Source organism: Sphingobacterium sp. 1.A.5, from assembly GCF_002734235.1.
Lineage (GTDB): Bacteria > Bacteroidota > Bacteroidia > Sphingobacteriales > Sphingobacteriaceae > Sphingobacterium > Sphingobacterium daejeonense.
Window position 1 is genome coordinate 76557 of the sequence record NZ_PEBA01000064.1, and the last position, 12215, is coordinate 88771.

The window sequence follows — 12215 nt, forward strand, 5'->3', positions numbered from 1 at the left end:
ATCCCCTCAAAATTAATTTTGAGGGGATTTTTGATTTGCAAATTACTGAAAAACAGACGTATGTGTTTTACGTATATATTCTATCAGATTCTTTAATATTGAAATATTTACTCCTGTTTTTTGATTTTAGCATCTCTTTTCCTAAGTTGTCCTTAAAGTAATCAAGTATCGTATCGTAGCTAAGTAGTTGACGGTTGTCTTCTTTGCTGTTTGTGTGGGACAACGTGAAATAGTTATGGATCAATCTTGCCCATAGTTCAGGCTTTGCCGATAGGAAATTATTGTCTGTCCTGGGAACTTTTAAGTCTCTCAATTGCATGAAAAGGTCAATTAATAGTTTTTGGTCTCCGTTCAAAATTGCAATCCTATATTCCGGAGCAACATTTTTCAATTGATTCTGCAGATCCTTTACGGTTGACTGTTCTTTTTCCAAAAGCACCTCCAATTCATTTTTCCTCTCAATGATCCGTTGATATTCTATAAAAAACTGGTCAGAACCCCTCTCGTCAAACAAGAATTTGGACAATACGGATTTTGTGTCGTTGGTATTCTGCCAGTTCATTATTTCCTGCACGTAGGAGACGGACTGCCGTAAACGTTCTTCGTTGGTCACCGTCAGACCCCATCTGTCCACCTCTTTAAGAGCTTCCCGAAATCTGGTCAATTTGTGTATCCTTGTCTTAGACCGCGTATTGTAATAGTATAACGTTTCCCGTGATTTCCTGTCCTTATCGACAATTTCCAGTACTTTTGCTAAAAACGTTTCTTCATTGCCGTCAGGGTTGCATGCAAGGTAGTACTTTTTATGGTGTTGATAGAAAGGGATATATTCCTGTTCGGTTATGTTAAATATCCGCATGACAAAATACCCCGAAATGTGGATAGGATTCATATTGAACAACGGTCCTATATCAAATCTGTTCTTTCGTTTTCTCCATGTTTTTCTCAACTTAAAGTATTTACCGTCCATGATATTAAAATTTATTCAGTGCATCGATTAGCGAGTCCGTGCTTGCCGATTCATATTTCATTAAAGTCCGTATATCGGAATGTGCCGTCAGTTTCTGTACAAGTGTAATGGGTACGTTTCTGCTCAATAGGTTTGTGACCATTGACCGCCTGCCAACATGGCTCGATAGAAAATCGTACTTCTTTTTTTCTATCACCAGTTTTTGCTTGCCCGAATACCTCGTTATCTTTATGGTTTCGTTCAGCCCTGCCAGTTTTCCGACCATTTTAATATATTCATTGAACTTCTGGTTCGATATCTTGGGTACTTTGTAGCCGATACGCTCCAGAATATCCTTTGCGGGGGCGATGTATCCCTCGAAAGGTACGATCACCCTTTTTTTGACTTTTACCGAAATGAAGTCCCAAGCATTGTTTTTTATGTCCTTTGGGTCAAAGTTGATCAGATCCTCAAATCTTTGCCCTGTGTAGCACAATAGACAGAACAGATCCCGTACCCTTTCCAGGCTGGGCTTGTCCGAAAGATCATGGTTCAGTATCTTCTCAATTTCCTTTTCAGACAGCGCAATGATTTCGTTATATGCTTTCTTTTTAAAATTTGTTTTCTGTGTCTTAAAAACATCAGGATGCACCAGATAATCATTGTCGTTGCACCACTTTAGAAATACCTTTAACGTGGATATGTACTTGTGTATGGTATCATTCAGCAAGCCCGTCTTATCATCATCGTTCGTGTTCTTTTTCTTGCTTAGAAATACCTCAAACTGATCGATAAATTTACCGTCCATTTCCCTAAGGATCAGTTTTGTTCCCTTATGCTTCTCAAAATCCTCCAATCCCTTAAAGACTGTCCGGTATTCTTTTAACGTACCCTCTTTGACAAAATTGGATTTGTAGGAAAGGAACTGGGGTTTCAGGTGGGAAATGGATATTTCGCTATTGACGGCATTGTCCCTGTCAATACAATCCTGTACAATCTGTTTATAATCCTCTTTGGAAAGAAACTGGTTTGTGTCTTTTTTGCGCATTGCTTCCCTTGTACAGCAGTTTGCAAGGTTGTTCAGTTCAACATTGAACTCCAATGCACCGCTGACACTTGGCTTCATCCGCTCCTTTTCAAAATCCCAGTTCTTGGACAGTATCTTGTAGTTGGTTCTGTATTTTATCCTGCAGGACTTATCCGGCGAAAAGAAAAGATACAGCGCAGTCGGGGATGGATTCCAGAACTTGGGCGCAAGATTCTTCTTTTTTCCGCCAACCTTAGCCAGTTCCTGCTTGATCTTTTCAGGGGCAACGTTGGGATTATAGGGCTTATCTAAATAAAAATTCACTTTCATATTTCTCGGACATATTTCGGACAGAAATGCTTAATATTACCATATTTTACCTTTGTAAAGATAGATAAAGTTAGGAATTAATTTTTATAAACACCTAATAATCAGTATAAAATAAGAAAAGTAAAAGTAGGGTATGATAACAGTTCGAATCCTGCCACCCCGACAAACAAAATCGAAGCCTTCCGCATAGCGGGAGGCTTTTTTCGTTCCTGGGGGCGAGCCAAATTTATTTGAGCTCGCCCCCAGGAACGAAAAAAAGCTCACTTTAGTGAAAAGCTTCGATTTTGTTTAAGTCCACCCCAACACCAGGATGGCTGCGGCCAAGAGTGCGGGGATTAGAGCGACGCAGCCAATCCTGACACCCTTTAAATAGTATTTAGAATTTAGTACTTAGTATTTAGACTTCCTCCCTTCAAATCCCCCCCCCTCAACAAAATTATTTTTGCTAAAGAAATCAATATATTTTGAACTTTATAGCTCACTTTAGTGAAAAGCTTCGATTTTGTTTAAGTCCACCCCAAACCAAGATTATTACCACCACGACTTCGTGGATTAGAGCGACGCAGAAAATAAGCTTCTCCTTCTATTTATTAAAACAACAGCCTTTATATTTCCCATTTTTCATAAAATTTAGTAAATTATAAAAAGCTGTTGCTCAAGTCAGTGCAAGATTGGAAATTTCCTTTTCTTATCCGCCACTTTCGCAAAGCTGCCCATTATCCCTCATTTTTCAAAACCCGAAATAACCCAACAAAACAGATGAAACAATTGCAGCACGAACTAATTGATAAGAATTCAGATAAGGTAATTAAACTAACCTTAAATAATAAAATCCTTATTTCTGAAACTGGAAAAAATAATAAGCTAAAAACAACCGAAAAAGAATTTTTGAGTAATGAAGATGCTTTGAACAATTTTTATAAAAAAGAATGGGAAGCCTTAAAAAAAGGTTATGTCTTAAACAACGAAAACGCCGAAATCGGACAGCCAGTTTTGCACAAATATATTGGTGGAGCTTATACTGGAGCCTTAGCAATTGAGAATTCTCCAAATGGCATATTTGTTTATGAAGACAAAATACAAAACTCAAAAACAGTAGGCTCGATTAACATCATTGACAACAATGGAGACATCCTCAAAACCATAGAATTACCAAAATCATTAGCGTGGAACATTGAGTACAGAGCAGATAGAAACTCTTTAATTTTAGATCTTGACCACCATATTTTTGAGTTTGATATTGAAAAAGAAACGTTCAATAATTTAGGCCAAGAAAAAAGTTATGTTGACAGTTTTATATCAGTTGCAAAAGACAAAATCGCGTTCGCAACTTTAGGGAAACTATCTGTAATGGATAATCAGAACAAACTTTTACACACATCAGAATATAGTGTAGAATTAATAAAAGGAACAGCACCATTCTGCGGAAAATTATCAAACGATGGAAAACTATTGGCATTTCATAATAAGGTTGGTGAAATTCAAATTATTGATGCAGAAAATGGAACACTTTTAAGTAAAATAAATGGCGAGTTCGAAATGGTTTTTCAATTTGAGTTCGTTAATAACAACGAATTATTGGTGGTTAGAGAACGTTATGGAACTTGGGGAATGCGATATTTCGACCTCACTACAAATCAAGAAATCGAATTGAAAGAACTAGAAATCCCTGAATATACAAAAGATGTAAATGCTTTTTGGTTCAATGCTGACCAAACAAAATTGGTTCTACTACAACGAGCAGGTGCACATGTTTTTGACTTTGTTAATAAAAAGCTACTAAACAGTTTTAAGATTGAACATCTTGTGAAAAAATGTGAGATTAAGTTTGTGGGAGAAAAATTAGGTGTAAGGACAGATTACGGATGTTTTAGTTTGTATAATGTATAAAAAATGGAATTAAAACAAGGTTTTGCTGATATGACGGGTTAAGGCTAAAATTTGAAGTTTCGGCTATCCATTCCACGTAAATCCAATTATATTGATTTTTAGATTAATTCAATTAACTAACTTTTGCTTACAATGCCGTAAAATTGAAATCCCCCCCTCTAAATCTTCAGCTTATTCCTCCCCATCGCGTCCCTTAATTTCTTTTTCAAAATCTGCTCATATCCCGGAGAAGCCTGCAAATCTACCGTATACATCAATAATTCATCATAAATCTCAGAATACTTAGTCTTTGAATAATTGATTTTAAACTTCTCAATCGTTGCAGTGGGCATTAATTTCTTGATTTCATTTCCAACTAAAGCTCCAGCAATCACCGCTCCACCTACCATTGCTTTTTCGCCCAATGTTATTTCTTCTTCATCGATCTTTTTTTCATAAAAGCCACTTTCGTTTTTAGTATACGATTGATCATAATCAGGATCGAAAACAAAATCCAATCCTGTTTGGGCTATATTATTGAGAACCGGAACATTTTCCTTTTTGTCAAACTTTACTTTTAAAGATTTTATATTTTCCACGGGAATAACAGACAGATCCTTAGATGTCATGATTTCTACCTGGTCCTGAGTCACTTTCTGCAAAATTCCCTTAACTTTACCTTTAGAAGTCTGAGCAACTACATTATAAACCGAAATCTCTCGATTATTCTTTAATTGAATATCTTGAGCATATAAACAAATAGAAAATATTGTTAAAATTAACAGAAGGATAATATTTGGTTTCATAAAGCAAATATATTAAACTATAATGTTTATTGAAAATCTGATTCTTAACAATTAAATTTCTACACTGAACGATATATATTTTAAATATGGGTGTAATAGTCGATATTAAATAATGATTAAAAAAAACCATCAAAACGACTTAAATATGAAAGCATTGAAGATCTCATCAATTAAAGGGTTATCTATTTTACTCTTTATTTTCTATCCACTGCTAGGTCAATCTCAAATTAAAGCTAAGGAGATAGATTATTTAAAAATATCCGATATTGAATATTCAAAGGATTCATTGTTTTATCTACTCCAAATTCGACCGGTGCTGCCCAAATTGGATACTACTAGAGGTACAGTTCATAAGATTGCCTTATCGGAAAAAGAAAAATCTAAATATCTTAAACTGGTAAACAAATCCGATATCCTGAATATTAAGTCAAATAATAATAAAAGTCAGAATTCGGTAGTACCATTTAGAATGAATTATAATTTTGCTGGTCAAAATCATGAAATCTTAGCTTATCAAACCGGGATGACGATTTCTGAAAAGGTAAGTTTTGAAAAATATATAGAAGATGTCGAAAGAATAGTTGATAGGAATAAGGTAGTAAGAGAATTCCTTTTAGGGATGCCAGATGGTAAATATCAGTTACGAAGTCCTCAAAAATATGTTATAACTATTGGACCAAGCGGGTGGGAAACTTGGGAAAAGAAAAATAATGAAGTATATAGAATTGTTATGCAATTGGTCTTTTTGAATGGAAAAGAAATAGAACCTAGGGCAATTGAAAAAATCAATCCAAAAAAAATCAAGTCATTAAAAGTACTCAAACCTCATGAAGCCGATTCACTTTACGGTGAAAAGGCTAAGTATGGAGTAGTGATTATTACAACCAAATAAGAATATTAAAAGAACGCTTCCTATGACTAAAATTTGTGCAGCTTTCAATATGACCCTGGATGGAATATGTGATCATACAACGGGAATAGCAGACCAGGAATTGCATCAGCATTACGCTGATTTATTACGAACTTCAGATATCATTCTTTATGGTAGAAAAACCTATCAATTGATGGAGTATTGGAAAAATCTGGTAAAAGAACCTTCAGGAGATAAGGAAATGGATGACTTTGCCATCGTAATGGATAAGATTCCAAAAATAGTCTTTTCCAAAACGCTTAATGAAATTGATTGGGAAAGCGCAAAACTCAGTGATAAAGGTCTGCCAGATAAAGTTGAAGAACTAAAACAGCAAATTGGGAAAAATATACTTGTTGGTAGTCGTAGCTTAATAATTCAACTCCTAAACCTCGATTTGATAGACGAACTTCAACTCAGTATTCATCCAATTATAGAAACAAAAGGATTGGAATTCTTTGAAAATTTAAATGTTAGAAAAGATTTAAAACTGATTAAAACAAAAGTCTTCAGGAGTGGGGTAGTGACTTTATATTATGAGATAAAGAGAGAAGATTGATTTGATTTCTTACCTTCTGTCAGACTTTAACCTTTCATCGATCGAAAGGTTTAAAAATTCAAGAATTTCTACTTGACCAAAGTTTTTATAAAGAGGATTTAAAATGTAGTTGTATTCTAATGGAACAATAGTAGAAGGTACTTTTAGACCAAAAAAATCTCTGTTTTTGGCCATTTTGCTAAACACCTCAGTAGTTTTTGAAGAGTATGGATATTGGTTCCAGCGTTCCGGAAGTTCTACTAATTCTTCAATAAAAAAATGGTCAGGAACTTCTATTTTAGCAACACCAATTTCAGTCGGTAGATTTGCTATATTTTCCGAATGAACATAATATTCCAATAAAGCCAAAGAAATATTCTCTGAACAGTAAACGGCTCGTGTTCCCACTTTATTCCATCTACCACCTACTTTTTCCGCACCAATACCAGACAAGGTCGAATCCTTGTACCTCAGATTTGCTACACGAAAAACTATCATTAGCTATAAACATTGTATTGGATCCTGATAATTTCATTGGTGACAATCTCAAAGCCAAAACTACTATCCAAAAAATCAAACGGCCTTTTATTGCCTAAAGCCTTGGAAGGAGTCATTAACCAGTTTTTGAATTGATCAGGACTATCGAATACCTCATAACCCAAACCATACAATCGAGAAATCTCATAAATACGCTCTGATGTCTCTAAGCTATAAACTTCTTTCTTTTGCATGCTGCTGATAGAGGTGGGAAGAATATCCTCAAATTCCTTTTCGGTTGAACCAATATGGTGAATCAAATCCTTCCAATCTGATTTCTTGACCCCTTGACGAATCCTTTCTATTAATTCTAAATGATAACCTGGTGCATCTTTAGGATGATTAACAACCCAAGATGGAGAATATTTAGATACATATGTGGTCATTCTCTCTTTAGCTATATCTGAAGAAAGTATATCTTGTTTTTGATTGCCTTGTGGCTTCTTGTTTTTTGAACCCATAACAAATTGTATTTTTCCTCTTACCTTACCCCAAATTTACAATTTTTCCATTGGTTTCAAAAACCCTTTCTTAATTTTTTTCTAATTTATTAATTTGTTTAAATTATTGAAATAATATAAATTCTTAATATTTAAATATTTTAAGATATTTTAAAATATCGTGTACGGTTTTTCGAGCTTCTTCATCCTTTTCAGGAAAACTGTAATGAAGTTCTAAATACTTATTGTCTTTTGTATAGGTTTTTGCAATCCCTTGGACGAAATTTCCAGAAGATTGTTCATCGTAAAAAATTTGTTGATGGCCATTTAGGTATTTACTCTGCTTTGCATTTGACTTATTGAATTCAGCCTCATTTTGGGTGATAGGTTTAAGTTCGGTATAGAGCTCTACCAATCCTTGAGGTGCTTGGTATGAAAAATAATAATCCCCTTTTTCTTTCTGCTTGGCTAATTCAAGTTTAGTATTTTTTGTTTTTAGATAAACTTGATCCATTGTATACTCATTCATGTATAAGCCAACGTACGGGTCATTCCAAAATGTTTTAGGATCATCATTAACTCTCAATGCAGAACTGCTCACATTTTCCCATTCGGGAATATTGAGGTTCAGTTTTTTGTTAATCTCCCCAAGCTTATTAATAGCTGCGGCAGTATCCGATCCAAGTAATGGAACAACTGCTTCGAAAACAAGCTGACCTTGCTGATAAAATCCAAATAAATAAACTTTCGAATTTGCATCTGCCCAATACAGACCCGTCTTATAATCATCATGCTTAGCTTGAACCGAAGTTTCATATAATGTAGAACTATAAATATCGCCGCTAGCCTCAACTCCTCCAAAAAATGGATTGCCAGTTGAATTTGAACTTTGCTCTAGAAAAAGCTCTTCATCGTCATAAAGTAAAGTTCCTGAAACAAATACATCACCCCAGACTGGATCCTGAAAAATAAGATGTTTTTGCTCATAGATACTAGTGTCGGTAGTAGCAATAGTGGTACTAACTGGCCCAATGTCGTTGTTGAATTTGTTCATAAATGGAAAGACCTGATCAACATTCGTAATAACAAATTCATTTTCATTGTCATTCTTTAATTCATTTTGGTAAGGTGTCTTTCGCAACCAACTTTCTAGGTCTTTGCCAGTTATTTCAGCAACCTTTGGAATCCAATTAAAGTCTTTTGAGCCTTGATCACTACAAGAGACAGATACAATCGAAGAAAATATAAACAAGAATATAAATATTTGAGAGTTAGCCTTCCTCCCAAAAATATGGATCATAGAAATTAAATTAGTTAAAAGCTTCATAGAGATTTTATTTGTTGAACCTGAGATAATAATTCAAAAATCAATTCAATATTGAAGGTAAGATATTAATGATTAACTCATTTAAATTTGAAGTTTACATTATATCTACAGATTGTTTACATAAGGAATAAACCATTGATAGTCAGGTAGTCTGTTTGATATCAACTTTAATATCCCAAAATAAATGCCAGATTAACAATGATCAAAATAGATTCATAAATCATCCTTTTTTAGATCGTTCGTAACAAAATAATTTTTCTTCTAATCTTATTCCTTTCATGTTCTATTCTTGGTCGACTCTTGTTCGACTCTCGTTCGTCTCTTGTTCGGACTTCCTTCGGACCTCGTTCGGAGCTGCTTCGGAATACATCCGAACAAGGTCCGAACGAGGTCCGAAGGAAAGAGGACTGAGAGTGGAAGGAGAATGGAAGGAGAGTGGAACAAGACTATAATAGGAGAAACTAGATCAATAAATAATTGATCCAAAAAGATGGGAATTTCACAGAGAATAATTTAGGCTTCTGGAAATGATTATTCCCTCGTTATCAATTCATTTCAATATAAGATGGATAGGATTCCTTGTCTGGAAGAGAAAACTCTTCATCAAAGGGTTGTGTGCCATTACTGTTGTAAAGTTCAACTCGTTTGACACCAGTCTTTGTAGTTCCGCCAATGCCGTTGATAACGTTTAGGATATTGCCGGGTCCTGCAAATTTCGTAATGACCATTTTTCCCAATTTAACATTGGGAGTGTTGGGCGCTTCAAATGCATTGTCCTTGTTTACATTCCCATCAGTGCCGGTGAAAACCGCATAAGATCCCATGCCTATACTATGATGTTCTTTGACAGAATTGGCAACCTTAAACGCTGCAAAGCCTTTAACACGATTGTTTTGACTGCTCCATTCCTCTTGATTCGGAGCATCGTATGGAGGTTCATTCTGAAAAAAGAATGTTCGACCGCGTTCTCCTAACCATAGAACCTCATACTCTTGATGATGTTCGGCAAATAATCCATAAAGTGTGACATCATCCCCTGATACAATTAATCCATTTTTGCTTCTGTCTCTAGTCCATCGTTTCTTGCCACCAGGTTGAGAACCATGGTCTGCCCGCCATAACCAAAAATGATCACCGATAACATTATTGCTGTTGATCTCCATGGATGAATGAATCTGTATATCGTTAGCTTGAACACCGCCAACACGACAAGTGATATCTGTTAGTAATATTGGATTTTCAGAATGATTACTCTGGGAATCCCGGTTCCCTACACGAATTTGGTAGGTTGTGCTGTTAAAGGAATCCATCAATAAGCCAGCTACTATAATACCGTCTTGATCATCAACATAAATACAGCCCCATTTATTATTTGCCGTAGGTTCCAAGGTGACAGAAGCGATACCTGCACCCAATAAAATCGCATTCTTCCTATTCACCTGAATAGGAGCATTCAATGAATAATGACCAGGTGTAAAGAAAATATTCTTCCCCGCTTTCAAGGCAGCATTGATCTCCATTTCCGTATCTCCTTCTTTGGCGACATACCATTGAGTCAATAGATCTTGAACTACTCCTTTACCAATATCCTTTGAATCCCATGAAACACCAACTCTATCTTGTTGCCAAGCAGGAACAAATACTTTATATTCTCCATCGTCTCCAATAAAGAGAAAAGGCTTTTCCCTTACAATAGGAGTCTTGGTAATAGGAGTATTGATGGAGTCTGCGGTTGGAGGGTTAATACATCCTTGCCAAACCATGTTATAGGAACCTCCCATTCTATCAGTGCCATTGGGAAAGCTGCTGTTTCGAGTATACCATTGCTGTTGACCGCCCCAATTTGGTCTAATTGAAGTGAAATAACTGTCTGCAATATATCCACCACTACCCCAAAAGTTCGTGTGACCGATGTCAGAAATAAATTTGGAACTGCTTTCAATTTGCATTCTGCGTGCACTGGTAGATTGAGAAACTGTCCAGGCAAAGGCACGCATCACAAATAAATTTTCTACTGAACGCCAAAAAGTACATGTGGCATTTGCTCCACCTGAAAGATGTGGCCGAGTAAACAGGGATCCTAACTTAACATCTGTAGGTAATTTGCCTAATCCACCAATATGCGAGTAAAATCCCAGTTCTATGGAATTGGCAGATTCTGAAGATGCAGAACCAGAACCTCCAGGATCATAAGATTGACCATCAATATTGGGTTTGAAATAATAAGCCTGTCTTTTCGTAGTCCATTCACCATTTGTACCACCCATCCCAATAAAAGGAAAATGCGCTTTCATCTCCTGTTGAGCTGTGGAAGCATGCTCATACTTCCTGTCATAGAAATACACATTATCTCCGAAAATTTCATTCTCCAAAGAAATCAATATGCTTTCAGAACCTCTAGTTATCTTATAATAGTTTTCGTATTTATTCTGATTAGGCTTTTTATCCTTGAAAGTAAGCTTGCTGGTCTTCCCAATGTTGATAAAATTATTGGCTAACCTACTTCCACCGCGACTAATGGTATAATCACCAGATTCTCCAAATTCACTCCATCTTAACGTAATCGTTTTGTTTTTTTGATTATAAGTGATTTTGTTTGTGCTTTGATTCAAGCTGCGAGATTCTGCATTGCAAATTGAAGAATAGATTAGTAAACAGAAAAATAGAATTATAGTAGACCAAAATAACTTAACGTTCATAGGTTTCGATAGCTTTGATTTATTAATCAAAATTTGAGAAGTTTTAAAATTTATACCTTAACCAAGATATTCATTTTTTTTGAACTACTAAAGAGTCGAAATATATGATCGATTGACATAACCAGTTTTATTTAAGAATTTTACCTTTAGCCAATTTCCGTTTGTTGAAATATGTTCTAATTTTTCAAATTTGCCAATCAAAATAATTTTCTCATAATTAGTTCCTGGACCTTTTCTCAAATTAACATTTGCATTTGTAAACACATATCTTTTGAAATCTTTTCCAGAGTTGTTTATTGACTTAGAATTATTATTAGGGTAATTGTTAATTTTCTTTTTTTTGGACACTGCCTTTTTATACGCATAAGGAGATGTTTCTCTTGAATTAGAAGAAGAGCATACTCCACATGATCCACCGTCTCTATTACAATGCTTACAACTGCTGCAAGTAGTGCATGCTGTACAGAATGCAGATCCGGTACATCTACCATGGTTGTCTTCTTTAAAATTTGAGGTCAATAACCTATTTTCTTGTGAAAACACTGTTTGAATAAAGAAAAAGAGTATTAAGGTTAAAATAATATAAGCAAATTTCATGGATAATTTATATTTACATAGTGTGAAAGATTAACCAAATTATAGAATGTTTGATACTTAATATTACGGGTTACCGTAAATACATTTTTTAAAATTTGATTATTATTTCTTCACAATATGTAATTGCAAAAAATGTCTAAAATAGGAGGGGCTGGAGTCGTAAAACCCTATAAAATAGATGGAATG

At 35.1% G+C, this 12215-nt stretch carries 11 protein-coding genes; 3 read left to right on the forward strand and 8 right to left on the reverse strand.

Annotated features, from left to right (window positions below; all coding sequences use genetic code 11):
• Window positions 1-67 precede the first annotated feature (67 nt).
• Window positions 68-970: a hypothetical protein gene (locus tag CRT24_RS18255; RefSeq protein WP_099372538.1), complete on the reverse strand. Its 903-nt coding sequence runs from the start codon at window positions 968-970 to the stop codon at window positions 68-70.
• Between the two features lie 4 nt (window positions 971-974).
• Complete coding sequence (locus tag CRT24_RS18260) at window positions 975-2306, reverse strand: site-specific integrase (RefSeq protein WP_099372539.1); 1332 nt, start codon at window positions 2304-2306, stop codon at window positions 975-977.
• 759 nt (window positions 2307-3065) lie between these two features.
• On the opposite strand from CRT24_RS18260, the gene CRT24_RS18265 reads away from it, so the two are divergent.
• A complete protein-coding gene (locus CRT24_RS18265) occupies window positions 3066-4196 on the forward strand; it encodes a hypothetical protein (RefSeq protein WP_144034610.1) in 1131 nt (376 codons plus the stop codon).
• Between the two features lie 158 nt (window positions 4197-4354).
• Here the strand turns inward: CRT24_RS18265 and CRT24_RS18270 are convergent, their stop codons facing one another.
• On the reverse strand, window positions 4355-4981 hold the full coding sequence (locus CRT24_RS18270) for a hypothetical protein (RefSeq protein WP_099372541.1): 627 nt from the start codon (window positions 4979-4981) through the stop codon (window positions 4355-4357).
• Window positions 4982-5126: 145 nt separating this feature from the next.
• Between CRT24_RS18270 and CRT24_RS18275 the strand changes: the two genes are divergently transcribed.
• Together CRT24_RS18275 and CRT24_RS18280 are read left to right on the forward strand one after the other, a co-directional pair.
• Window positions 5127-5873, forward strand: a complete 747-nt coding sequence (locus tag CRT24_RS18275) for a hypothetical protein (protein ID WP_144034611.1) — start codon at window positions 5127-5129, stop codon at window positions 5871-5873.
• A 22-nt stretch (window positions 5874-5895) separates the two neighbouring features.
• A complete protein-coding gene (locus tag CRT24_RS18280; RefSeq protein WP_099372543.1) occupies window positions 5896-6450 on the forward strand; it encodes a dihydrofolate reductase family protein in 555 nt (184 codons plus the stop codon).
• A gap of 9 nt (window positions 6451-6459) precedes the next feature.
• On the opposite strand, the gene CRT24_RS18285 is transcribed toward CRT24_RS18280, so the two are convergent.
• The 5 genes from CRT24_RS18285 to CRT24_RS18305 form a co-directional block, all read right to left on the reverse strand.
• Entirely contained in the window at window positions 6460-6927 is a 468-nt protein-coding gene (locus CRT24_RS18285; protein WP_099372544.1) for an RES family NAD+ phosphorylase, read from the reverse strand.
• Window positions 6927-7427, reverse strand: coding sequence for an antitoxin Xre/MbcA/ParS toxin-binding domain-containing protein (locus CRT24_RS18290; RefSeq protein ID WP_099372545.1), 501 nt, complete (start codon window positions 7425-7427; stop codon window positions 6927-6929). Before CRT24_RS18290 ends, CRT24_RS18285 begins: the two co-directional genes overlap by 1 nt.
• A 124-nt stretch (window positions 7428-7551) precedes the next feature.
• Window positions 7552-8733, reverse strand: a complete 1182-nt coding sequence (locus tag CRT24_RS18295) for a hypothetical protein (protein WP_099372546.1) — start codon at window positions 8731-8733, stop codon at window positions 7552-7554.
• Window positions 8734-9278: 545 nt separating this feature from the next.
• Entirely contained in the window at window positions 9279-11432 is a 2154-nt protein-coding gene (locus CRT24_RS18300) for a hypothetical protein (RefSeq protein ID WP_218962663.1), read from the reverse strand.
• An 87-nt stretch (window positions 11433-11519) separates the two neighbouring features.
• Complete coding sequence (locus CRT24_RS18305; protein ID WP_099372547.1) at window positions 11520-12029, reverse strand: SH3 domain-containing protein; 510 nt, start codon at window positions 12027-12029, stop codon at window positions 11520-11522.
• Window positions 12030-12215: the final 186 nt, after the last annotated feature.

What these genes read in the sequence shown, in the direction of transcription:
- CRT24_RS18255 (WP_099372538.1), bottom strand. Translation starts at nt 970, where the DNA reads ATGGACGGTAAATACTTTAAGTTGAGAAAAACATGGAGAAAACGAAAG.
- CRT24_RS18260 (WP_099372539.1), bottom strand. Translation starts at nt 2,306, where the DNA reads ATGAAAGTGAATTTTTATTTAGATAAGCCCTATAATCCCAACGTTGCC.
- CRT24_RS18265 (WP_144034610.1), top strand. Translation starts at nt 3,066, where the DNA reads ATGAAACAATTGCAGCACGAACTAATTGATAAGAATTCAGATAAGGTA.
- CRT24_RS18270 (WP_099372541.1), bottom strand. Translation starts at nt 4,981, where the DNA reads ATGAAACCAAATATTATCCTTCTGTTAATTTTAACAATATTTTCTATT.
- CRT24_RS18275 (WP_144034611.1), top strand. Translation starts at nt 5,127, where the DNA reads ATGAAAGCATTGAAGATCTCATCAATTAAAGGGTTATCTATTTTACTC.
- CRT24_RS18280 (WP_099372543.1), top strand. Translation starts at nt 5,896, where the DNA reads ATGACTAAAATTTGTGCAGCTTTCAATATGACCCTGGATGGAATATGT.
- CRT24_RS18285 (WP_099372544.1), bottom strand. Translation starts at nt 6,927, where the DNA reads ATGATAGTTTTTCGTGTAGCAAATCTGAGGTACAAGGATTCGACCTTG.
- CRT24_RS18290 (WP_099372545.1), bottom strand. Translation starts at nt 7,427, where the DNA reads ATGGGTTCAAAAAACAAGAAGCCACAAGGCAATCAAAAACAAGATATA.
- CRT24_RS18295 (WP_099372546.1), bottom strand. Translation starts at nt 8,733, where the DNA reads ATGAAGCTTTTAACTAATTTAATTTCTATGATCCATATTTTTGGGAGG.
- CRT24_RS18300 (WP_218962663.1), bottom strand. Translation starts at nt 11,432, where the DNA reads ATGAACGTTAAGTTATTTTGGTCTACTATAATTCTATTTTTCTGTTTA.
- CRT24_RS18305 (WP_099372547.1), bottom strand. Translation starts at nt 12,029, where the DNA reads ATGAAATTTGCTTATATTATTTTAACCTTAATACTCTTTTTCTTTATT.